Annotated in this window: 31 protein-coding genes; 22 read left to right on the top strand and 9 right to left on the bottom strand. The window is 43.8% G+C overall.

Annotation, left to right across the window (positions count from 1 at the left end; all coding sequences use genetic code 11):
• Positions 1–53: 53 nt before the first annotated feature.
• From J5M67_RS24510 to J5M67_RS24490, 5 genes are all read right to left on the bottom strand, one after another.
• The gene (locus J5M67_RS24510; protein WP_000145933.1) at positions 54–344 is read right to left on the bottom strand and encodes a protein ren; all 291 of its coding nucleotides are present in this window, start codon (positions 342–344) and stop codon (positions 54–56) included.
• Positions 341–1,042, bottom strand: coding sequence for a replication protein P (locus J5M67_RS24505; protein ID WP_000788910.1), 702 nt, complete (start codon positions 1,040–1,042; stop codon positions 341–343). The genes J5M67_RS24510 and J5M67_RS24505 overlap by 4 nt, the downstream gene beginning before the upstream one ends.
• Positions 1,039–1,938 carry a replication protein gene (locus tag J5M67_RS24500; RefSeq protein ID WP_000185505.1) on the bottom strand — a complete coding sequence of 300 codons (900 nt, stop codon included), beginning with the start codon at positions 1,936–1,938 and terminating at the stop codon, positions 1,039–1,041. Before J5M67_RS24500 ends, J5M67_RS24505 begins: the two co-directional genes overlap by 4 nt.
• Before the next feature lie 32 nt (positions 1,939–1,970).
• Positions 1,971–2,264, bottom strand: coding sequence for a lambda phage CII family protein (locus J5M67_RS24495; RefSeq protein WP_000251069.1), 294 nt, complete (start codon positions 2,262–2,264; stop codon positions 1,971–1,973).
• A gap of 118 nt (positions 2,265–2,382) precedes the next feature.
• On the bottom strand, positions 2,383–2,583 hold the full coding sequence (locus J5M67_RS24490; RefSeq protein ID WP_000437875.1) for a Cro/CI family transcriptional regulator: 201 nt from the start codon (positions 2,581–2,583) through the stop codon (positions 2,383–2,385).
• 100 nt (positions 2,584–2,683) lie between these two features.
• Here J5M67_RS24490 and J5M67_RS24485 point away from each other — a divergent pair, with 100 nt between their 5' ends.
• The 4 genes from J5M67_RS24485 to J5M67_RS24470 all read left to right on the top strand — a co-directional run bounded on the left by J5M67_RS24485 (position 2,684) and on the right by J5M67_RS24470 (position 5,587).
• Entirely contained in the window at positions 2,684–3,397 is a 714-nt protein-coding gene (locus tag J5M67_RS24485; RefSeq protein WP_000104864.1) for a LexA family transcriptional regulator, read from the top strand.
• Between the two features lie 112 nt (positions 3,398–3,509).
• Positions 3,510–4,349: a protein rexA gene (locus tag J5M67_RS24480; protein ID WP_000788349.1), complete on the top strand. Its 840-nt coding sequence runs from the start codon at positions 3,510–3,512 to the stop codon at positions 4,347–4,349.
• A gap of 15 nt (positions 4,350–4,364) precedes the next feature.
• Positions 4,365–4,799, top strand: coding sequence for a protein rexB (locus J5M67_RS24475; RefSeq protein WP_001245922.1), 435 nt, complete (start codon positions 4,365–4,367; stop codon positions 4,797–4,799).
• A gap of 464 nt (positions 4,800–5,263) precedes the next feature.
• Positions 5,264–5,587, top strand: a complete 324-nt coding sequence (locus J5M67_RS24470) for an antitermination protein N (protein WP_001564525.1) — start codon at positions 5,264–5,266, stop codon at positions 5,585–5,587.
• Here the strand turns inward: J5M67_RS24470 and J5M67_RS24465 are convergent, their stop codons facing one another.
• Positions 5,588–6,070 (bottom strand): superinfection exclusion B family protein, encoded by a 483-nt coding sequence (locus tag J5M67_RS24465; RefSeq protein ID WP_000281856.1) that lies wholly within the window; start codon positions 6,068–6,070, stop codon positions 5,588–5,590.
• 266 nt (positions 6,071–6,336) lie between these two features.
• Between J5M67_RS24465 and J5M67_RS24460 the strand changes: the two genes are divergently transcribed.
• From J5M67_RS24460 to J5M67_RS24375, 18 genes are all read left to right on the top strand, one after another.
• Complete coding sequence (locus tag J5M67_RS24460; RefSeq protein ID WP_000213975.1) at positions 6,337–6,537, top strand: antirestriction Ral family protein; 201 nt, start codon at positions 6,337–6,339, stop codon at positions 6,535–6,537.
• 182 nt (positions 6,538–6,719) lie between these two features.
• On the top strand, positions 6,720–7,088 hold the full coding sequence (locus J5M67_RS24455) for a DUF2528 family protein (RefSeq protein WP_000065374.1): 369 nt from the start codon (positions 6,720–6,722) through the stop codon (positions 7,086–7,088).
• 72 nt (positions 7,089–7,160) lie between these two features.
• Positions 7,161–7,325, top strand: a complete 165-nt coding sequence (locus J5M67_RS24450) for a protease FtsH-inhibitory lysogeny factor CIII (protein ID WP_001198861.1) — start codon at positions 7,161–7,163, stop codon at positions 7,323–7,325.
• The gene (gene kil, locus J5M67_RS24445) at positions 7,294–7,437 is read left to right on the top strand and encodes a host cell division inhibitory peptide Kil (protein WP_000372937.1); all 144 of its coding nucleotides are present in this window, start codon (positions 7,294–7,296) and stop codon (positions 7,435–7,437) included. The genes J5M67_RS24450 and kil overlap by 32 nt, the downstream gene beginning before the upstream one ends.
• A 74-nt stretch (positions 7,438–7,511) precedes the next feature.
• The gene (locus tag J5M67_RS24440; protein ID WP_000995451.1) at positions 7,512–7,808 is read left to right on the top strand and encodes a host-nuclease inhibitor Gam family protein; all 297 of its coding nucleotides are present in this window, start codon (positions 7,512–7,514) and stop codon (positions 7,806–7,808) included.
• A 5-nt stretch (positions 7,809–7,813) separates the two neighbouring features.
• Complete coding sequence (bet, locus tag J5M67_RS24435) at positions 7,814–8,599, top strand: phage recombination protein Bet (RefSeq protein ID WP_000100844.1); 786 nt, start codon at positions 7,814–7,816, stop codon at positions 8,597–8,599.
• A complete protein-coding gene (locus tag J5M67_RS24430; RefSeq protein ID WP_000186853.1) occupies positions 8,596–9,276 on the top strand; it encodes a lambda exonuclease family protein in 681 nt (226 codons plus the stop codon). The genes bet and J5M67_RS24430 overlap by 4 nt, the downstream gene beginning before the upstream one ends.
• Positions 9,267–9,455 carry a DUF1317 domain-containing protein gene (locus J5M67_RS24425; RefSeq protein ID WP_001251812.1) on the top strand — a complete coding sequence of 63 codons (189 nt, stop codon included), beginning with the start codon at positions 9,267–9,269 and terminating at the stop codon, positions 9,453–9,455. The genes J5M67_RS24430 and J5M67_RS24425 overlap by 10 nt, the downstream gene beginning before the upstream one ends.
• Positions 9,428–9,619, top strand: coding sequence for a DUF1382 family protein (locus J5M67_RS24420; protein ID WP_015979260.1), 192 nt, complete (start codon positions 9,428–9,430; stop codon positions 9,617–9,619). Before J5M67_RS24425 ends, J5M67_RS24420 begins: the two co-directional genes overlap by 28 nt.
• 391 nt (positions 9,620–10,010) lie before the next feature.
• Positions 10,011–10,232 (top strand): TraR/DksA family transcriptional regulator, encoded by a 222-nt coding sequence (locus J5M67_RS24415; protein WP_000763367.1) that lies wholly within the window; start codon positions 10,011–10,013, stop codon positions 10,230–10,232.
• Positions 10,229–10,777, top strand: coding sequence for an ead/Ea22-like family protein (locus tag J5M67_RS24410; protein WP_001289873.1), 549 nt, complete (start codon positions 10,229–10,231; stop codon positions 10,775–10,777). Before J5M67_RS24415 ends, J5M67_RS24410 begins: the two co-directional genes overlap by 4 nt.
• A 191-nt stretch (positions 10,778–10,968) precedes the next feature.
• A complete protein-coding gene (locus J5M67_RS24405; protein WP_000026224.1) occupies positions 10,969–11,250 on the top strand; it encodes a hypothetical protein in 282 nt (93 codons plus the stop codon).
• An 88-nt stretch (positions 11,251–11,338) separates the two neighbouring features.
• Positions 11,339–11,506: a hypothetical protein gene (locus J5M67_RS24400; protein ID WP_000545733.1), complete on the top strand. Its 168-nt coding sequence runs from the start codon at positions 11,339–11,341 to the stop codon at positions 11,504–11,506.
• A gap of 39 nt (positions 11,507–11,545) precedes the next feature.
• Entirely contained in the window at positions 11,546–11,764 is a 219-nt protein-coding gene (locus J5M67_RS24395) for an excisionase (protein WP_002414258.1), read from the top strand.
• Entirely contained in the window at positions 11,742–12,812 is a 1,071-nt protein-coding gene (locus J5M67_RS24390) for a tyrosine-type recombinase/integrase (protein ID WP_000533640.1), read from the top strand. Before J5M67_RS24395 ends, J5M67_RS24390 begins: the two co-directional genes overlap by 23 nt.
• A gap of 838 nt (positions 12,813–13,650) precedes the next feature.
• Positions 13,651–15,228, top strand: coding sequence for an AAA family ATPase (locus J5M67_RS24385; RefSeq protein ID WP_015979259.1), 1,578 nt, complete (start codon positions 13,651–13,653; stop codon positions 15,226–15,228).
• Entirely contained in the window at positions 15,225–16,115 is an 891-nt protein-coding gene (locus J5M67_RS24380; protein WP_000735931.1) for an HNH endonuclease, read from the top strand. The genes J5M67_RS24385 and J5M67_RS24380 overlap by 4 nt, the downstream gene beginning before the upstream one ends.
• Before the next feature lie 590 nt (positions 16,116–16,705).
• Positions 16,706–17,938 (top strand): hypothetical protein, encoded by a 1,233-nt coding sequence (locus J5M67_RS24375; RefSeq protein ID WP_000162952.1) that lies wholly within the window; start codon positions 16,706–16,708, stop codon positions 17,936–17,938.
• 128 nt (positions 17,939–18,066) lie between these two features.
• Here J5M67_RS24375 and J5M67_RS24370 read toward each other — a convergent pair whose 3' ends face one another.
• The 3 genes from J5M67_RS24370 to J5M67_RS29975 all read right to left on the bottom strand — a co-directional run bounded on the left by J5M67_RS24370 (position 18,067) and on the right by J5M67_RS29975 (position 19,936).
• Complete coding sequence (locus tag J5M67_RS24370) at positions 18,067–18,651, bottom strand: tail fiber assembly protein (RefSeq protein WP_015979258.1); 585 nt, start codon at positions 18,649–18,651, stop codon at positions 18,067–18,069.
• Positions 18,651–19,595 carry a phage tail protein gene (locus J5M67_RS24365; RefSeq protein ID WP_015979257.1) on the bottom strand — a complete coding sequence of 315 codons (945 nt, stop codon included), beginning with the start codon at positions 19,593–19,595 and terminating at the stop codon, positions 18,651–18,653. The genes J5M67_RS24370 and J5M67_RS24365 overlap by 1 nt, the downstream gene beginning before the upstream one ends.
• Before the next feature lie 173 nt (positions 19,596–19,768).
• Complete coding sequence (locus tag J5M67_RS29975; RefSeq protein ID WP_080484622.1) at positions 19,769–19,936, bottom strand: phage tail protein; 168 nt, start codon at positions 19,934–19,936, stop codon at positions 19,769–19,771.
• Positions 19,937–20,012 lie beyond the last annotated feature (76 nt).

Below are 20,012 nucleotides of genomic sequence, written 5' to 3'. Positions count from 1 at the left end.
AAAAAGGCCTGCGATTACCAGCAGGCCTGTTATTAGCTCAGTAATGTAGATGGTCATCTTTTAACTCCATATACCGCCAATACCCGTTTCATCGCGGCACTCTGGCGACACTCCTTAAAAACCAGGTTCGTGCTCATCTTTCCTTCCCGTTCTTCCCTGGTAGCAAACCGGTAATACACCGTTCGCCAGACCTTACCTTCGATAACCAGAAGACCTGCCCGTGCCATTTTAGCCGCGGCCTGATTTATGCTGGTTACTGTTGCGCCTGTTAGCGCGGCAACGTCCGGCGCACAGAAGCTATTATGCGTCCCCAGGTAATGAATAATTGCCTCTTTGCCCGTCATACACTTGCTCCTTTCAGTCCGAACTTAGCTTTGATTTCTGCGATCTTCGCCAGAGCCTGTGCACGATTTAGAGGTCTACCGCCCATGACAGGAAGTTGTTTTACTGGTTCAGGGATCGCCTCACCACGGTTAATTCTCGCAGTCATATGGACAAGCTCATCTGCGGCCTTACGGCGTAATTCCGCATCAGTAAGCGCATTGGCCCGCATGTTCTGATACAGGTTGGTAACCAGCCAGTAGTGCGCGTTTGATTTCCACGGATAAGACTCCGCATCCGGATACAGGCCTCGCTTCCGGCAATACTCGTAAACCATATCAACCAGCTCGCTGACGTTTGGCAGTCCGGCGGTAACGGATGCTTCTTCCCGGCACCATGCAACAAACTGCCCGGGTGATGGCAGAAATGGTCGATTCTGCCGACGGGCTACGCGCATTCCTGCGTTAACCTGTTCCATCGTGGTGATCCCGTTTTCCCGAAAAGCCAGAACCCACTGGCGACGGATTTCGTTCACTTCGTTCTGGTCACGGTTAGCCAGGCTCGCCGGGAAAGTTGCCAGTAACTGGCTGAACACACCGTTGATGATCTGCGCTACCTGCTGTACCTGCGGCTTTTCGTCGTACTGTTCCGGCATGTTGTTGGCGATCCGACGCATCTGCTCACGGTCAAAGTTAACCATCTGTGCGGCGATGTTTTTCATAGATCCACCCCGTAAATCCAGTCTGTGTTTGTCAGGTCGAGTTTTGGTTTGCTGGCTGTCACGCCTGCCTGTTGCTTGTTACGGTTGATTTCGAGTTGGGTCCACTTATCGCGGAGTTTGGCCGGGCTCAGCACGTTACCGGACCAGAAGTTGTCCTGGCATGCCCAGCGGAACAGCACACACATGTCGCGGTGGTTACGTCCGTCACGTTCACGCATCAGGCGGATATCGTTAGCCCACCCAGCAAAATTCGGTTTTCTGGCTGATGGTGCGATAGTCTTCACCATGTCAAACATCCACTCTGCGGCGGTCAGGTCTTCTGCTGTCCCCCACTTGCTGCCGCTCTGAATTGCAGCATCCGGTTTCACCACAGAAAGGTCGTTTTCTGGCTGGTCAGAGGATTCGCCAGAATTCTCTGACGAATAATCTTTTCTTTTTTCTTTTGTAATAGTGTCTTTTGTGTCCCCCTGTTTTGAGGGATAGCAATCCCCCAATTTGAGGGATGTTTTATCCCTCGTTTTAGGGGATTTTCCCTCGTTTTGAGGGATGCACCATTCTGAGATGTTTTTATTTGGTCCAAACATGCCGCCTTGCTGCTTGATAATATTCATTCTGACGAGTTCTAACTTGGCTTCATTGCACCGTTTGACAGGTAACTTTGTAATCTCGCTAAGTTGAGAATCGGTGATTCTGTCCATTGGTTTATTCCACCCATAGGTTTTACGCAGAATGGCAAGCAGCACTTTAAACTGTCGCTTGGTCAGATCTGCGCCCGAATAAGCCTCAAGCAGCATATTTGATAGTCTGGCGTAACCATCATCGAGATCTGCCACATTACGCTCCTGTCCGGCAAAGTTACCTCTGCCGAAGTTGAGTATTTTTGCTGTATTTGTCATAATGACTCCTGTTGATAGATCCAGTAATGACCTCAGAACTCCATCTGGATTTGTTCAGAACGCTCGGTTGCCGCCGGGCGTTTTTTATTGGTGAGAATCGCAGCAACTTGTCGCGCCAATCGAGCCATGTCGTCGTCAACGACCCCCCATTCAAGAACAGCAAGCAGCATTGAGAACTTTGGAATCCAGTCCCTCTTCCACCTGCTGATCTGCGACTTATCAACGCCCACAGCTTCCGCTGTCTTCTCAGTTCCAAGCATTGCGATTTTGTTAAGCAACGCACTCTCGATTCGTAGAGCCTCGTTGCGTTTGTTTGCACGAACCATATGTAAGTATTTCCTTAGATAACAATTGATTGAATGTATGCAAATAAATGCATACACCATAGGTGTGGTTTAATTTGATGCCCTTTTTCAGGGCTGGAATGTGTAAGAGCGGGGTTATTTATGCTGTTGTTTTTTTGTTACTCGGGAAGGGCTTTACCTCTTCCGCATAAACGCTTCCATCAGCGTTTATAGTTAAAAAAATCTTTCGGCCTGCATGAATGGCCTTGTTGATCGCGCTTTGATATACGCCGAGATCTTTAGCTGTCTTGGTTTGCCCAAAGCGCATTGCATAATCTTTCAGGGTTATGCGTTGTTCCATACAACCTCCTTAGTACATGCAACCATTATCACCGCCAGAGGTAAAATAGTCAACACGCACGGTGTTAGATATTTATCCCTTGCGGTGATAGATTTAACGTATGAGCACAAAAAAGAAACCATTAACACAAGAGCAGCTTGAGGACGCACGTCGCCTTAAAGCAATTTATGAAAAAAAGAAAAATGAACTTGGCTTATCCCAGGAATCTGTCGCAGACAAGATGGGGATGGGGCAGTCAGGCGTTGGTGCTTTATTTAATGGCATCAATGCATTAAATGCTTATAACGCCGCATTGCTTACAAAAATTCTCAAAGTTAGCGTTGAAGAATTTAGCCCTTCAATCGCCAGAGAAATCTACGAGATGTATGAAGCGGTTAGTATGCAGCCGTCACTTAGAAGTGAGTATGAGTACCCTGTTTTTTCTCATGTTCAGGCAGGGATGTTCTCACCTAAGCTTAGAACCTTTACCAAAGGTGATGCGGAGAGATGGGTAAGCACAACCAAAAAAGCCAGTGATTCTGCATTCTGGCTTGAGGTTGAAGGTAATTCCATGACCGCACCAACAGGCTCCAAGCCAAGCTTTCCTGACGGAATGTTAATTCTCGTTGACCCTGAGCAGGCTGTTGAGCCAGGTGATTTCTGCATAGCCAGACTTGGGGGTGATGAGTTTACCTTCAAGAAACTGATCAGGGATAGCGGTCAGGTGTTTTTACAACCACTAAACCCACAGTACCCAATGATCCCATGCAATGAGAGTTGTTCCGTTGTGGGGAAAGTTATCGCTAGTCAGTGGCCTGAAGAGACGTTTGGCTGATCGGCAAGGTGTTCTGGTCGGCGCATAGCTGATAACAATTGAGCAAGAATCTTCATCGAATTAGGGGAATTTTCACTCCCCTCAGAACATAACATAGTAAATGGATTGAATTATGAAGAATGGTTTTTATGCGACTTACCGCAGCAAAAATAAAGGGAAAGATAAGCGCTCAATAAACCTGTCTGTTTTCCTTAATTCTCTGCTGGCTGATAATCATCACCTGCAGGTTGGCTCCAATTATTTGTATATTCATAAAATCGATGGAAAAACTTTTCTCTTTACCAAAACAAATGACAAGAGTCTGGTTCAGAAGATAAATCGCTCTAAAGCTTCAGTTGAAGATATTAAGAACAGCCTCGCAGATGACGAATCATTGGGATTCCCATCTTTTTTGTTTGTTGAAGGCGACACCATTGGTTTTGCCAGAACTGTTTTCGGGCCGACCACATCCGATCTGACAGATTTTTTAATCGGGAAAGGAATGTCATTAAGCAGTGGAGAGCGCGTTCAGATAGAGCCACTGATGAGGGGAACCACCAAAGACGATGTTATGCATATGCATTTCATCGGCCGAACAACGGTGAAGGTAGAAGCCAAGCTACCTGTATTTGGCGATATATTAAAGGTCTTAGGGGCAACAGATATTGAAGGGGAGCTTTTTGACTCATTGGATATAGTCATTAAGCCAAAATTTAAAAGGGATATAAAAAAGGTTGCCAAGGATATTATTTTTAACCCGTCACCTCAATTTTCAGACATTAGCCTGCGGGCAAAAGATGAGGCCGGAGATATTTTAACAGAACATTATCTATCAGAAAAAGGCCATCTCTCAGCGCCTCTGAACAAGGTCACCAATGCTGAGATAGCTGAAGAGATGGCATATTGCTACGCAAGAATGAAAAGTGATATACTGGAATGTTTTAAAAGGCAGGTGGGCAAAGTTAAGGATTAATTATCAGGAGTAATTATGCGGAACAGAATCATGCCTGGTGTTTACATAGTAATAATTCCTTACGTTATCGTAAGCATTTGCTATCTCCTTTTCCGCCACTACATTCCTGGTGTTTCTTTTTCAGCTCATAGAGATGGTCTTGGGGCGACATTGTCATCATATGCAGGAACCATGATTGCAATCCTGATTGCTGCCTTGACGTTTCTAATCGGAAGCAGAACGCGCCGACTGGCCAAGATTAGAGAGTATGGGTATATGACATCGGTAGTTATTGTCTATGCCCTTAGTTTTGTTGAGCTTGGAGCTTTGTTTTTCTGCGGGTTATTGCTTCTTTCCAGCATAAGCGGCTACATGATACCCACTATCGCCATCGGCATTGCCTCTGCATCGTTCATTCATATATGCATCCTTGTTTTCCAACTATATAATTTGACCAGAGAACAAGAATAACCCGGCCTCAGCGCCGGGTTTTCTTTGCCTCACGATCGCCCCCAAAACACATAACCAATTGTATTTATTGAAAAATAAATAGATACAACTCACTAAACATAGCAATTCAGATCTCTCACCTACCAAACAATGCCCCCCTGCAAAAAATAAATTCATATAAAAAACATACAGATAACCATCTGCGGTGATAAATTATCTCTGGCGGTGTTGACATAAATACCACTGGCGGTGATACTGAGCACATCAGCAGGACGCACTGACCACCATGAAGGTGACGCTCTTAAAAATTAAGCCCTGAAGAAGGGCAGCATTCAAAGCAGAAGGCTTTGGGGTGTGTGATACGAAACGAAGCATTGGCCGTAAGTGCGATTCCGGATTAGCTGCCAATGTGCCAATCGCGGGGGGTTTTCGTTCAGGACTACAACTGCCACACACCACCAAAGCTAACTGACAGGAGAATCCAGATGGATGCACAAACACGCCGCCGCGAACGTCGCGCAGAGAAACAGGCTCAATGGAAAGCAGCAAATCCCCTGTTGGTTGGGGTAAGCGCAAAACCAGTTAACCGCCCTATTCTCTCGCTGAATCGCAAACCGAAATCACGAGTAGAAAGCGCACTAAATCCGATAGACCTTACAGTGCTGGCTGAATACCACAAACAGATTGAAAGCAACCTGCAACGTATTGAGCGCAAGAATCAGCGCACATGGTACAGCAAGCCTGGCGAACGCGGCATAACATGCAGTGGACGCCAGAAAATTAAGGGAAAATCGATTCCTCTTATCTAGTTACTTAGATATTGGCCTTGGCTTTATCTCAATATTATATGGATCATAGCTGGCAACTAATTCAGTCCAGTAAATATCCTCAATAGGGAATAATATATGCTTTCCATTCCATCGGGAAAAAGTTTTGTTCAACACACCAAGCTCAATCAACTCACTAATGTATGGGAATTGTTTTGATGTAACCACATACTTCCTGCCTTCATTAAGGGCTGCGCACAAAACCATAGATTGCTCTTCTGTAAGGTTTTGAATTACTGATCGCACTTTATCGTTTTGCATCTTAATGCGTTTTCTTAGCTTAAATCGCTTATATCTGGCGCTGGCAATAGCTGATAATCGATGCACATTAATTGCTAGCGAAAATGCAAGAGCAAAGACGAAAACATGCCACACATGAGGAATACCGATTCTCTCATTAACATATTCAGGCCAGTTATCTGGGCTTAAAAGCAGAAGTCCAACCCAGATAACGATCATATACATGGTTCTCTCCAGAGGTTCATTACTGAACACTCGTCCGAGAATAACGAGTGGATCCATTTCTATACTCATCAAACTGTAGGGGTTGTAATAGTTTATCCGATTTCTCGCTGTAGGGGTACACGAGAACCACCGAGCCTGATGTGGTTAAAAGACAGGCACAATCTTTACTACCGCAATCCACTATTTAAGGTGATATATGGAAGAAGAATTTGAAGAGTTCGAAGAGCATCCTCAGGATGTGATGGAACAATACCAGGACTATCCGTATGACTACGACTATTGATAAAAATCAATGGTGTGGACAATTCAAGCGATGCAATGGATGCAAGCTGCAATCGGAATGCATGGTTAAGCCTGAAGAAATGTTTCCTGTAATGGAAGATGGGAAATATGTCGATAAATGGGCAATACGAACGACGGCAATGATTGCCAGAGAACTTGGTAAACAGAACAACAAAGCTGCCTGATAGTGGCCTTTATTTTTGGCATAAATAACAGAATAAACACTGCACTGTGTATTCATTCCAACGAGTGAATACACGGAGCAATGTCGCTCGTAACTAAACAGGAGCCGACTTGTTCTGATTATTGGAAATCTTCTTTGCCCTCCAGTGTGAGGGCGATTTTTTATCTGTGAGGATATGAACAGATGTCAAACATCAAAAAATACATCATTGATTACGACTGGAAAGCATCAATAGAAATTGAAATCGACCATGACGTAATGACAGAGGAAAAACTTCACCAGATTAATAATTTCTGGTCAGACTCTGAATACCGACTCAATAAACACGGCTCTGTATTAAATGCTGTATTAATCATGCTGGCGCAACATGCTCTGCTTATAGCAATTTCAAGCGACTTAAATGCATATGGTGTTGTGTGTGAGTTCGACTGGAATGATGGAAATGGTCAGGAAGGATGGCCTCCAATGGATGGTAGCGAAGGAATAAGAATTACCGATATCGATACATCAGGAATATTTGATTCAGATGATATGACTATCAAGGCCGCCTGAGTGCGGTTTTACCGCATACCAATAACGCTTCACTCGAGGCGTTTTTCGTTATGTATAAATAAGGAGCACACCATGCAATATGCCATTGCAGGGTGGCCTGTTGCTGGCTGCCCTTCCGAATCTTTACTTGAACGAATCACCCGTAAATTACGTGACGGATGGAAACGCCTTATCGACATACTTAATCAGCCAGGAGTCCCAAAGAATGGATCAAACACTTATGGCTATCCAGACTAAATTCACTATCGCCACTTTTATTGGCGATGAAAAGATGTTTCGTGAAGCCGTCGACGCTTATAAAAAATGGATATTAATACTGAAACTGAGATCAAGCAAAAGCATTCACTAACCCCCTTTCCTGTTTTCCTAATCAGCCCGGCATTTCGCGGGCGATATTTTCACAGCTATTTCAGGAGTTCAGCCATGAACGCTTATTACATTCAGGATCGTCTTGAGGCTCAGAGCTGGGCGCGTCACTACCAGCAGCTCGCCCGTGAAGAGAAAGAGGCAGAACTGGCAGACGACATGGAAAAAGGCCTGCCCCAGCACCTGTTTGAATCGCTATGCATCGATCATTTGCAACGCCACGGGGCCAGCAAAAAATCCATTACCCGTGCGTTTGATGACGATGTTGAGTTTCAGGAGCGCATGGCAGAACACATCCGGTACATGGTTGAAACCATTGCTCACCACCAGGTTGATATTGATTCAGAGGTATAAAACGAATGAGTACTGCACTCGCAACGCTGGCTGGGAAGCTGGCTGAACGTGTCGGCATGGATTCTGTCGACCCACAGGAACTGATCACCACTCTTCGCCAGACGGCATTTAAAGGTGATGCCAGCGATGCGCAGTTCATCGCATTACTGATCGTTGCCAACCAGTACGGCCTTAATCCGTGGACGAAAGAAATTTACGCCTTTCCTGATAAGCAGAATGGCATCGTTCCGGTGGTGGGCGTTGATGGCTGGTCCCGCATCATCAATGAAAACCAGCAGTTTGATGGCATGGACTTTGAGCAGGACAATGAATCCTGTACATGCCGGATTTACCGCAAGGACCGTAATCATCCGATCTGCGTTACCGAATGGATGGATGAATGCCGCCGCGAACCATTCAAAACTCGCGAAGGCAGAGAAATCACGGGGCCGTGGCAGTCGCATCCCAAACGGATGTTACGTCATAAAGCCATGATTCAGTGTGCCCGTCTGGCCTTCGGATTTGCTGGTATCTATGACAAGGATGAAGCCGAGCGCATTGTCGAAAATACTGCATACACTGCAGAACGTCAGCCGGAACGCGACATCACTCCGGTTAACGATGAAACCATGCAGGAGATTAACACTCTGCTGATCGCCCTGGATAAAACATGGGATGACGACTTATTGCCGCTCTGTTCCCAGATATTTCGCCGCGACATTCGTGCATCGTCAGAACTGACACAGGCCGAAGCAGTAAAAGCTCTTGGATTCCTGAAACAGAAAGCCGCAGAGCAGAAGGTGGCAGCATGACACCGGACATTATCCTGCAGCGTACCGGGATCGATGTGAGAGCTGTCGAACAGGGGGATGATGCGTGGCACAAATTACGGCTCGGCGTCATCACCGCTTCAGAAGTTCACAACGTGATAGCAAAACCCCGCTCCGGAAAGAAGTGGCCTGACATGAAAATGTCCTACTTCCACACCCTGCTTGCTGAGGTTTGCACCGGTGTGGCTCCGGAAGTTAACGCTAAAGCACTGGCCTGGGGAAAACAGTACGAGAACGACGCCAGAACCCTGTTTGAATTCACTTCCGGCGTGAATGTTACTGAATCCCCGATCATCTATCGCGACGAAAGTATGCGTACCGCCTGCTCTCCCGATGGTTTATGCAGTGACGGCAACGGCCTTGAACTGAAATGCCCGTTTACCTCCCGGGATTTCATGAAGTTCCGGCTCGGTGGTTTCGAGGCCATAAAGTCAGCTTACATGGCCCAGGTGCAGTACAGCATGTGGGTGACGCGAAAAAATGCCTGGTACTTTGCCAACTATGACCCGCGTATGAAGCGTGAAGGCCTGCATTATGTCGTGATTGAGCGGGATGAAAAGTACATGGCGAGTTTTGACGAGATCGTGCCGGAGTTCATCGAAAAAATGGACGAGGCACTGGCTGAAATTGGTTTTGTATTTGGGGAGCAATGGCGATGACGCATCCTCACGATAATATCCGGGTAGGCGCAATCACTTTCGTCTACTCCGTTACAAAGCGAGGCTGGGTATTTCCCGGCCTTTCTGTTATCCGAAATCCACTGAAAGCACAGCGGCTGGCTGAGGAGATAAATAATAAACGAGGGGCTGTATGCACAAAGCATCTTCTGTTGAGTTAAGAACGAGTATCGAGATGGCACATAGCCTTGCTCAAATTGGAATCAGGTTTGTGCCAATACCAGTAGAAACAGACGAAGAATTTCATACGTTAGCCGCATCCCTTTCACAAAAGCTGGAAATGATGGTGGCGAAAGCAGAAGCAGATGAGAGAAACCAGGTATGACAACCACGGAATGCATTTTTCTGGCAGCGGGCTTCATATTCTGTGTGCTTATGCTTGCCGACATGGGACTTGTTCAATGACACCTCAGCAGGAAAACGCCCTTCGCAGCATTGCCCGTCAGGCTAATTCTGAAATCAAAAAAAGCCAGACAGCAGTTTCCGGATAAAAACGTCGATGACATTTGCCGTAGCGTACTGAAGAAGCACCGCGAAACGGTAACGCTGATGGGATTCACACCGACTCATTTAAGCCTGGCAATCGGCATGTTAAACGGCGTCTTTAAGGAACGATGAACATGAAAAGCAAAATCATCAGGGAGCTACAGGCTCCTTTTTTATTATTCGCATTCACCCTCAAGCGTATTAACCAACAGTTCAGGGATTAATGAAAGATGGCAGACATCATTGATTCAGCATCAGAAATAGAAGAATTACAGCGCAACACAGCAATAAAAATGCGCCGCCTGAACCACCAGGCTATATCTGCCACTCATTGTTGTGAGTGTGGCGATCCGATAGATGAACGAAGACGCCTGGTCGTTCAGGGTTGTCGGACTTGTGCAAGTTGCCAGGAGGATCTGGAACTTATCAGTAAACAGAGAGGTTCGAAGTGAGCGAAATTAACTCTCAGGCACTGCGTGAAGCGGCAGAGCAGGCAATGCATGACGACTGGGGATTTGACGCAGACCTTTTCCATGAATTGGTAACACCATCGATTGTGCTGGAACTGCTGGATGAACGGGAAAGAAACCAGCAATACATCAAACGCCGCGACCAGGAGAACGAGGATATTGCGCTAACAGTAGGGAAACTGCGTGTTGAGCTTGAAACAGCAAAATCAAAACTCAACGAGCAGCGTGAGTATTACGAAGGTGTTATCTCGGATGGGAGTAAGCGTATTGCTAAACTGGAAAGCAACGAAGTCCGTGAAGACGGAAACCAGTTTCTTGTTGTTCGCCATCCTGGGAAGACTCCTGTTATCAAGCACTGCACTGGTGACCTGGAAGAGTTTCTGCGGCAGTTAATCGAACAAGACCCGTTAGTAACTATCGACATCATTACGCATCGCTATTACGGGGTTGGAGGTCAATGGGTTCAGGATGCAGGTGAGTATCTGCATATGATGTCTGACGCTGGCATTCGCATCAAAGGAGAGTGAGATCGGTTTTGTAAAAGATAACGCTTGTGAAAATGCTGAATTTCGCGTCGTCTTCACAGCGATGCCAGAGTCTGTAGTGTCAGATGATGACCGTACTCAAACATCGGGTTGAGTATTATCTTACTGTTTCTTTACATAAACATTGCTGATACCGTTTAGCTGAAACGACATACATTGCAAGGAGTTTATAAATGAGTATCAATGAGTTAGAGTCTGAGCAAAAAGATTGGGCGTTATCAATGTTGTGCAGATCCGGTGTCTTGTCTCCATGCAGACATCACGAAGGTGTTTATGTAGATGAAGGTATAGATATAGAGTCGGCATACAAATATTCCATGAAGGTTTATAAGTCTAATGAAGACAAATCCCCATTCTGCAATGTGCGAGAAATGACTGATACCGTGCAAAATTATTATCACGAGTACGGTGGAAACGATACTTGCCCTCTCTGTACAAAACATATAGATGATTAAACCCAATATTACATAACAATCCTCGCACTCGCGGGGATTTATTTTATCTGAACTCGCTACGGCGGGTTTTGTTTTATGGAGATGATAAATGCACTTCCGAGTCACAGGAGAATGGAATGGAGAGCCATTCAACAGAGTTATCGAAGCGGAGAACATCAACGACTGCTACGACCACTGGATGATATGGGCGCAGATAGCACATGCAGACGTAACCAATATTCGAATTGAAGAACTGAAAGAACACCAAGCCGCCTGATGGCGGTTTTTTCTTGCGTGTAATTGCGGAGACTTTGCGATGTACTTGACACTTCAGGAGTGGAACGCACGCCAGCGACGTCCAAGAAGCCTTGAAACAGTTCGTCGATGGGTTCGGGAATGCAGGATATTCCCACCTCCGGTTAAGGATGGAAGAGAGTATCTGTTCCACGAATCAGCGGTAAAGGTTGACTTAAATCGACCAGTAACAGGTGGCCTTTTGAAGAGGATCAGAAATGGGAAGAAGGCGAAGTCATGAGCGCCGGGATTTACCCCCTAACCTTTATATAAGAAACAATGGATATTACTGCTACAGGGACCCAAGGACGGGTAAAGAGTTTGGATTAGGCAGAGACAGGCGAATCGCAATCACTGAAGCTATACAGGCCAACATTGAGTTATTTTCAGGACACAAACACAAGCCTCTGACAGCGAGAATCAACAGTGATAATTCCGTTACGTTACATTCATGGCTTGATCGCTACGAAAAAATCCTGGCCAGCAGAGGAATCAAGCAGAAGACACTCATAAATTACATGAGCAAAATTAAAGCAATAAGGAGGGGTCTGCCTGATGCTCCACTTGAAGACATCACCACAAAAGAAATTGCGGCAATGCTCAATGGATACATAGACGAGGGCAAGGCGGCGTCAGCCAAGTTAATCAGATCAACACTGAGCGATGCATTCCGAGAGGCAATAGCTGAAGGCCATATAACAACAAACCATGTCGCTGCCACTCGCGCAGCAAAATCAGAGGTAAGGAGATCAAGACTTACGGCTGACGAATACCTGAAAATTTATCAAGCAGCAGAATCATCACCATGTTGGCTCAGACTTGCAATGGAACTGGCTGTTGTTACCGGGCAACGAGTTGGTGATTTATGCGAAATGAAGTGGTCTGATATCGTAGATGGATATCTTTATGTCGAGCAAAGCAAAACAGGCGTAAAAATTGCCATCCCAACAGCATTGCATATTGATGCTCTCGGAATATCAATGAAGGAAACACTTGATAAATGCAAAGAGATTCTTGGCGGAGAAACCATAATTGCATCTACTCGTCGCGAACCGCTTTCATCCGGCACAGTATCAAGGTATTTTATGCGCGCACGAAAAGCATCAGGTCTTTCCTTCGAAGGGGATCCGCCTACCTTTCACGAGTTGCGCAGTTTGTCTGCAAGACTCTATGAGAAGCAGATAAGCGATAAGTTTGCTCAACATCTTCTCGGGCATAAGTCGGACACCATGGCATCACAGTATCGTGATGACAGAGGCAGGGAGTGGGACAAAATTGAAATCAAATAATGATTTTATTTTGACTGATAGTGACCTGTTCGTTGCAACAAATTGATAAGCAATGCTTTTTTATAATGCCAACTTAGTATAAAAAAGCTGAACGAGAAACGTAAAATGATATAAATATCAATATATTAAATTAGATTTTGCATAAAAAACAGACTACATAATACTGTAAAACACAACATATGCAGTCACTATGAATCAACTACTTAGATGGTATTAGTGACCTGTAACAGAGCATTAGCGCAAGGTGATTTTTGTCTTCTTGCGCTAATTTTTTGTCATCAAACCTGTCGCACTCCAGAGAAGCACAAAGCCTCGCAATCCAGTGCAAAGCTTTGTGTGCCACCCACTACGACCTGCATAACCAGTAAGAAGATAGCAGTGATGTCAAACGACGCAGCTGACTTCTTTTCTTTCACGACTTCCCCACACCCAGCATGCATACCTTTCCGCCATAACTGTAGTGAATGTCTGTTATGAGCGAGGAGCGGAAGTTAACACTTATGAAAAATGGCTACGAAGTCCGTGGCTATCTATCGGCTTATTAGTACTTGAAACGCTTCTTCAGAAGCCTGAAGAGCTAATCGTTCGGCGATACTATATATGCATTAATAGACTATATCGTTGGTATAAACAGTGCACCATGCAACATGAATAACAGTGGGTTATCCAAAAGGAAGCAGAAAGCTAAATATGGAAAACTACAATACGATGCCCCGTTAAGTTCAATACTACTAATTTTTAGATGGAAAACGTATGTAATAGAGAGTAACTTAAAAGAGAGATCCTGTGTTGCCGCCAAATAAATTGCGGTTATTTTAATAAAATTAAGGGTTACTATATGTTGGAGTTTAGTGTTATTGAAAGAGGCGGGTATATTCCTGCAGTAGAAAAAAATAAGGCATTCCTACGAGCAGATGGTTGGAATGACTATTCCTTTGTTACAATGTTTTATCTTACTGTCTTTGATGAGCATGGTGAAAAATGCGATATCGGAAATGTTAAAATTGGTTTTGTAGGTCAAAAAGAAGAAGTAAGCACTTATTCATTAATAGATAAAAAATTCAGTCAACTCCCTGAAATGTTTTTTTCCTTAGGTGAAAGCATTGACTACTATGTTAATCTCAGCAAATTAAGCGATGGTTTTAAACATAACCTTCTTAAAGCTATTCAGGATTTAGTAGTATGGCCAAATCGATTAGCCGACATTGAAAATGAAAGCGTCCTTAACACCTCATTACTTAGAGGGGTAACTCTTTCAGAAATTCATGGACAGTTCGCACGTGTGTTAAATGGTTTGCCAGAATTGTCAGATTTCCACTTTTCATTTAATAGAAAAAGTGCTCCCGGATTCAGTGATTTAACTATACCTTTTGAGGTGACGGTTAATTCTATGCCCAGCACGAACATTCATGCTTTTATCGGGCGGAATGGGTGTGGTAAAACAACAATTTTGAATGGAATGATTGGTGCAATCACCAACCCAGAAAACAATGAATATTTTTTCTCTGAAAATAATAGACTTATCGAGTCAAGAATCCCAAAGGGATATTTTCGATCGCTTGTTTCAGTTTCGTTTAGTGCATTTGATCCTTTTACTCCTCCTAAAGAACAACCTGACCCAGCAAAAGGTACACAATACTTTTATATTGGACTCAAGAATGCTGCCAGCAATAGTTTAAAATCACTAGGCGATCTCCGCTTAGAATTCATTTCAGCATTTATTGGTTGTATGAGAGTAGATAGAAAAAGACAACTCTGGCTTGAAGCTATCAAAAAACTAAGTAGTGATGAAAACTTTTCAAATATGGAACTCATCAGCCTCATTTCTAAATATGAAGAGTTAAGACGTAATGAACCACAGATTCAAGTGGACGATGATAAATTCACTAAATTGTTTTATGACAATATCCAGAAATATCTGCTTCGAATGAGCTCTGGACATGCAATTGTTTTATTTACTATCACAAGATTAGTAGATGTCGTTGGCGAAAAGTCATTAGTTTTATTCGATGAACCAGAGGTTCATCTGCATCCACCTTTGCTCTCTGCTTTTTTACGAACATTAAGCGACTTACTCGATGCACGCAATGGTGTAGCAATAATTGCAACTCATTCCCCAGTAGTACTGCAAGAGGTTCCAAAATCCTGCATGTGGAAAGTCCTACGGTCAAGAGAAGCAATAAATATTATCCGTCCGGATATTGAGACATTCGGTGAGAACTTAGGTGTTTTAACTCGTGAGGTGTTTTTACTTGAAGTGACAAATTCTGGATACCACCACTTATTATCGCAGTCCGTTGATTCAGAGCTTTCTTATGAAACCATTCTAAAAAATTATAATGGTCAGATAGGATTAGAAGGTCGAACCGTTTTAAAAGCGATGATAATGAACAGAGATGAAGGTAAAGTACAATGAAAAAACTACCTCTTCCAGCGAGAACTTATAGCGAAATGCTTAATAAATGCTCGGAAGGTATGATGCAGATAAATGTTAGAAATAATTTCATTACTCACTTCCCCACTTTTTTGCAGAAAGAACAACAATATAGAATATTAAGCTCGACAGGTCAGTTATTTACCTACGACAGGACACACCCTCTTGAGCCTACAACCTTAGTAGTTGGTAACCTGACAAAGGTTAAATTAGAAAAGCTTTATGAAAATAATCTCCGAGATAAAAACAAACCCGCTAGAACATATTACGATGACATGCTTGTTTCATCAGGTGAAAAATGTCCATTTTGTGGTGATATAGGACAGACAAAAAATATAGATCATTTTCTTCCTATTGCACATTATCCTGAATTTTCGGTGATGCCTATTAATTTAGTTCCATCGTGCCGCGACTGCAATATGGGAGAGAAAGGTCAAGTTTTCGCAGTAGATGAGGTACACCAAGCGATTCATCCCTATATCGACAAGGACATTTTTTTTCGTGAGCAATGGGTATATGCAAATTTCGTTTCCGGAACTCCGGGTGCTATCAGTTTTTATGTTGAATGCCCGGCGAACTGGAGGCAGGAAGACAAACACAGAGCTCTTCATCATTTCAAGCTATTAAATATTGCTAACAGGTATCGTTTGGAGGCAGGGAAGCACTTGAGTGAAGTGATTACTCAAAGAAACTCTTTCGTAAAAGTTATAAGGAAATATAGTTCAACCGCAACGTTTCAGCAGCTACAGTCAGAATTTATTGAAGCAAATCTGAAACCTATTATAGATTTGAATGACTTCCCCAATTATTGGAAAAGAGTTATGTATCAGTGCCTAGCAAACTCGGAAGATTTTTTCAGAGGGATCTAGAATATGATGAAAGATAGAAAATTACGACGCTTATCGGAAGTGAACGAATACTTTTTATATGAGGAGGGCTGTTTTTACAAAATCCGGTAGTAACTTGCTAACCAATTCCTAGGCAGGTCATTGGCAACAGTGGCATGCACCGAGAAGGACGTTTGTAATGTCCGCTCCGGCACATAGCAGTCCTAGGGACAGTGGCGTACAGTCATAGATGGTCGGTGGGAGGTGGTACAAATTCTCTCATGCAAAAAATATGTAAAATCGGTAGCAACTGGAAATCATTCAACACCCGCACTATCGGAAGTTCACCAGCCAGCCGCAGCACGTTCCTGCATACGACGTGTCTGCGGCTCTACCATATCTCCTATGAGCAACGTGTTAGCAGAGCCAAGCCACAACTCTAATTTTAATACATAATGAATGATAATAATAATATTAAAAATTTCCTGTGTAACTAATTTACTATATGGTTTCTGATAAGAATCATTGCAAAGATCAAACAACTTGTATTACATTGACAGTTAAGCAGTTAATTTTATCACCTCTAAAATATATCAGCATCTAGCATGCAACCTATCAAAATGGAGAGTTTTATGACTAAAAAACCATGGGAAAGAAGACTTAAAGATTTATCGCACTTGCTCAAATGCTGCATTGATACATATTTTGACCCTGAATTATTTCGCTTGAATTTGAATCAATTCCTCCAAACCGCAAGAACAGTAACATTTATTATTCAAAAAAACAAAAACCAGATTATAGGATATGACATTTGGTATAACAATAATGTTATTGAAAAATGGAAAAATGATCCATTAATGGCTTGGGCTAAAAATTCTCGCAATACGATAGAAAAACAAGGCGATTTAGAAATGTATAGCGAGGCAAAGGCTACTCTTATTTCATCTTACATTGAAGAAAATGACATTGAGTTTATTACAAATGAAAGTATGTTAAACATTGGTATAAAAAAGTTAGTCAGACTTGCACAAAAGAAATTACCTTCATATTTAACTGAATCATCTATTATTAAATCAGAAAGACGATGGGTCGCTAATACGCTAAAAGATTACGAATTATTACATGCCTTAGCTATAATCTATGGCAGAATGTATAACTGCTGTAACTCTCTTGGCATACAAATAAACAATCCAATGGGTGACGATGTGATTTCGCCAACATCATTCGACTCTTTATTTGATGAAGCCAGGAGAATAACTTATTTAAAATTAAAAGATTACTCCATAAGCAAATTGTCATTTAGCATGATACAATATGACAATAAAATAATTCCTGAAGATATTAAAGAGCGTCTAAAACTGGTAGATAAGCCTAAAAATATCACTTCGACAGAAGAGTTAGTTGACTATACAGCCAAGCTTGCAGAAACGACTTTTTTAAAGGACGGTTATCACATTCAAACATTAATTTTTTATGATAAACAATTCCATCCAATTGATTTAATCAATACAACATTTGAAGATCAAGCAGATAAATATATTTTTTGGCGTTATGCAGCTGACAGAGCCAAAATAACAAATGCCTATGGCTTCATTTGGATATCAGAGCTATGGCTCAGAAAAGCAAGCATCTACTCCAATAAACCAATACATACAATGCCAATTATAGATGAAAGACTTCAGGTAATTGGAATTGATTCAAATAATAATCAAAAATGTATTTCATGGAAAATAGTTAGAGAAAACGAAGAAAAAAAACCGACTTTAGAAATATCAACAGCAGACTCAAAACATGACGAAAAACCATATTTCATGCGTTCAGTCTTAAAAGCAATTGGCGGTGATGTAAACACTATGAACAATTGAGTCATAGAACTTCCATTATTCTCCTGAAGATAATAATCGCCAAATAAACCAATACTCAGCTTTACAATATACTAACTAACCGCAGAACGTTATTTCATACAACGTTTCTGCGGCATATCACAAAACGATTACTCCATAACAGGGACAGCAGGCCACTCAATATCAGGTGCAGTTGATGTATCAACACGGTTCAGCAACACCCGATACTTCTTCCAGGCTTCCAGCAACGAGGTTTCTTCCTTCGTTGCAATTTCCAGATCTGCAGCATCCTGAAGCGGCGCAATATGCTCACTGGCTACCTGCATCAGGCTTTTTTTTGTTTCTTCCGCCTCCCGGATCCGGAACAGTTTTTCTGCTTCCGTATCCTTCACCCAGGCTGTGCCGTTCCACTTCTGATATTCCCCTCCCGGCGATAACCAGGTAAAATTTTCCGGTAACGGACCGAGTTCAGAAATAAATAACGCGTCGCCGGAAGCCACGTCATAGACGGTTTTACCCCGATGGTCTTCAACGAGATGCCACGATGCCTCATCACTGTTGAAAACAGCCACAAAGCCAGCCGGAATATCTGGCGGTGCAATATCGGTACTGTTTGCAGGCAGACCGGTATGAGGCGGAATATATGCGTCACCTTCACCAATAAATTCATTAGTTCCGGCCAGCAGATTATAAATTTTTATGGTCCGTGGTTGTTCACTCATTCTGAATGCCATTATGCAAGCCTCACAATATAGTTAAATGCAATGTTTTTGACGGTGTTTTCCGCGTTACCCGCAGCGTTAACGGTGATGGTGTGTCCGTGTGAACCAATACTGAAAGAATGGGCATGAGCACCGATAACAACCGGATGCTGGTGCGCACCAATACCAACTGTATGCGCATGTGCACCGGCACTCACGGCTGTACCGGACAATGAGTGACTGTGGCTGCCCTGACTGTCCGTTTTCGATAAATAAGCAATACCCTGTGTGCTGGTTCCTTTAACTGTGGATAAACTTCCTGTAATGGTTGCTGTTCCATACTGACTCCAGCCAGAACTGTTCATCCTTAAACCACTTGTGTGGGCATGAGCACCCGCGGCCCCTGTTGAACCGCTCAGACTGTGAGCATGAGCCCCCGTGTTATTCGTCGATTTGGTGCCGTAATCGAAACTGCCTGTTGTTTTCGTCCCGTAATCAAACGACGATGTGGTTTTCGTCCCCAAATCCGTACCGGATGCACTGGCACTGTGGGTGTGCGACTTAATTCCATCCTGTTCCTGAGACAATACAGCACGACCGCTGGCGGGTTTCCCCTTGATTGTCCAGCCTCGCATATCAGGAAGCACACCCGATGGATACGCGACAGCAAGTTTTGGGTAGGCTGATTTGTCAAACGCCTGCCCCTGCATCAGGACGTAGCCAGACGGAACGATATCTGATGGCCACGGGATCGGCGCACCTGCCGGAAAGGCCGAATTCTCACCGGCCCCAAGGTATTCAAGAACATCTGCAACGGAATTTTTTGCCAGAATATCCCTGCCAACCTGAGTCAGTTCAGTCAGGCTGGCGGCATCATTTTCCGCAAAATACGGTAATTTATTTTTCGCCGTGGAAAGCCCTGCCAGCGCCGTCAGTGTCGCATTCTTCGGTTGTTTACCCGCAAGCGCGTTAGTCATGGTGGTAGCAAAATCTGGATCATTCCCGAGCGCTGCGGCCAGTTCATTCAGCGTATTCAGTGCGTCAGGTGACGCGTCGATAACATCTGCAATCGCGGCCAGTACAAAAGCGGTGTTCGCAATCTGGGTATTGTTTGTTCCCCTGAGCGCGGTTGGTGCTGTTGGCGTTCCGGTCAGTGCCGGACTGTCCAGTGGGCTTTTCTGTTCGTTTCATCCATTACCACCTTAACCGCCTTTGGCGTTGCAGCAAGCGTTTCAGACGTGCTGTTGGTTGCACTGCTGAGCTGCACTATCCCCTTTCTCGTTGTGTCCGCATCCTCAAGCGCGACAGCTGAAGCTATATCTTCTGCACGTTTTGCCGAATTTTTTGCACGTATTGCCGCCGCTTCTGCCGCACTTTTGCTCTGCGATGCTGAT

It is taken from the genome of Pseudomonas sp. 30_B (genome assembly GCF_017491605.1).
Taxonomy (GTDB): Bacteria; Pseudomonadota; Gammaproteobacteria; order Pseudomonadales; family Pseudomonadaceae; genus Pseudomonas.
Note: the sequence above shows the minus strand (reverse complement) of the source record. Positions and strands in the feature narration are given on the sequence as shown.

Bases quoted from the DNA above. Each gene is read 5' to 3' on its own strand.
- bet (WP_000100844.1), top strand. From the start codon at position 7,814: ATGAGTACTGCACTCGCAACGCTGGCTGGGAAGCTGGCTGAACGTGTC.
- J5M67_RS24405 (WP_000026224.1), top strand. From the start codon at position 10,969: ATGAGTATCAATGAGTTAGAGTCTGAGCAAAAAGATTGGGCGTTATCA.
- J5M67_RS24425 (WP_001251812.1), top strand. From the start codon at position 9,267: ATGGCGATGACGCATCCTCACGATAATATCCGGGTAGGCGCAATCACT.
- J5M67_RS24505 (WP_000788910.1), bottom strand. From the start codon at position 1,042: ATGAAAAACATCGCCGCACAGATGGTTAACTTTGACCGTGAGCAGATG.
- J5M67_RS24395 (WP_002414258.1), top strand. From the start codon at position 11,546: ATGTACTTGACACTTCAGGAGTGGAACGCACGCCAGCGACGTCCAAGA.
- J5M67_RS24390 (WP_000533640.1), top strand. From the start codon at position 11,742: ATGGGAAGAAGGCGAAGTCATGAGCGCCGGGATTTACCCCCTAACCTT.
- J5M67_RS24370 (WP_015979258.1), bottom strand. From the start codon at position 18,651: ATGGCATTCAGAATGAGTGAACAACCACGGACCATAAAAATTTATAAT.
- J5M67_RS24475 (WP_001245922.1), top strand. From the start codon at position 4,365: ATGCGGAACAGAATCATGCCTGGTGTTTACATAGTAATAATTCCTTAC.
- J5M67_RS24460 (WP_000213975.1), top strand. From the start codon at position 6,337: ATGACTACGACTATTGATAAAAATCAATGGTGTGGACAATTCAAGCGA.
- J5M67_RS24470 (WP_001564525.1), top strand. From the start codon at position 5,264: ATGGATGCACAAACACGCCGCCGCGAACGTCGCGCAGAGAAACAGGCT.
- J5M67_RS24365 (WP_015979257.1), bottom strand. From the start codon at position 19,595: ATGACTAACGCGCTTGCGGGTAAACAACCGAAGAATGCGACACTGACG.
- J5M67_RS24495 (WP_000251069.1), bottom strand. From the start codon at position 2,264: ATGGTTCGTGCAAACAAACGCAACGAGGCTCTACGAATCGAGAGTGCG.
- J5M67_RS24510 (WP_000145933.1), bottom strand. From the start codon at position 344: ATGACGGGCAAAGAGGCAATTATTCATTACCTGGGGACGCATAATAGC.
- J5M67_RS24455 (WP_000065374.1), top strand. From the start codon at position 6,720: ATGTCAAACATCAAAAAATACATCATTGATTACGACTGGAAAGCATCA.
- J5M67_RS24465 (WP_000281856.1), bottom strand. From the start codon at position 6,070: ATGTATATGATCGTTATCTGGGTTGGACTTCTGCTTTTAAGCCCAGAT.
- J5M67_RS24490 (WP_000437875.1), bottom strand. From the start codon at position 2,583: ATGGAACAACGCATAACCCTGAAAGATTATGCAATGCGCTTTGGGCAA.
- J5M67_RS24380 (WP_000735931.1), top strand. From the start codon at position 15,225: ATGAAAAAACTACCTCTTCCAGCGAGAACTTATAGCGAAATGCTTAAT.
- J5M67_RS24500 (WP_000185505.1), bottom strand. From the start codon at position 1,938: ATGACAAATACAGCAAAAATACTCAACTTCGGCAGAGGTAACTTTGCC.
- J5M67_RS24430 (WP_000186853.1), top strand. From the start codon at position 8,596: ATGACACCGGACATTATCCTGCAGCGTACCGGGATCGATGTGAGAGCT.
- J5M67_RS24485 (WP_000104864.1), top strand. From the start codon at position 2,684: ATGAGCACAAAAAAGAAACCATTAACACAAGAGCAGCTTGAGGACGCA.
- J5M67_RS24375 (WP_000162952.1), top strand. From the start codon at position 16,706: ATGACTAAAAAACCATGGGAAAGAAGACTTAAAGATTTATCGCACTTG.
- J5M67_RS24400 (WP_000545733.1), top strand. From the start codon at position 11,339: ATGCACTTCCGAGTCACAGGAGAATGGAATGGAGAGCCATTCAACAGA.
- J5M67_RS24385 (WP_015979259.1), top strand. From the start codon at position 13,651: ATGTTGGAGTTTAGTGTTATTGAAAGAGGCGGGTATATTCCTGCAGTA.
- J5M67_RS24420 (WP_015979260.1), top strand. From the start codon at position 9,428: ATGCACAAAGCATCTTCTGTTGAGTTAAGAACGAGTATCGAGATGGCA.
- J5M67_RS24415 (WP_000763367.1), top strand. From the start codon at position 10,011: ATGGCAGACATCATTGATTCAGCATCAGAAATAGAAGAATTACAGCGC.
- kil (WP_000372937.1), top strand. From the start codon at position 7,294: ATGGATCAAACACTTATGGCTATCCAGACTAAATTCACTATCGCCACT.
- J5M67_RS24480 (WP_000788349.1), top strand. From the start codon at position 3,510: ATGAAGAATGGTTTTTATGCGACTTACCGCAGCAAAAATAAAGGGAAA.
- J5M67_RS24450 (WP_001198861.1), top strand. From the start codon at position 7,161: ATGCAATATGCCATTGCAGGGTGGCCTGTTGCTGGCTGCCCTTCCGAA.
- J5M67_RS24440 (WP_000995451.1), top strand. From the start codon at position 7,512: ATGAACGCTTATTACATTCAGGATCGTCTTGAGGCTCAGAGCTGGGCG.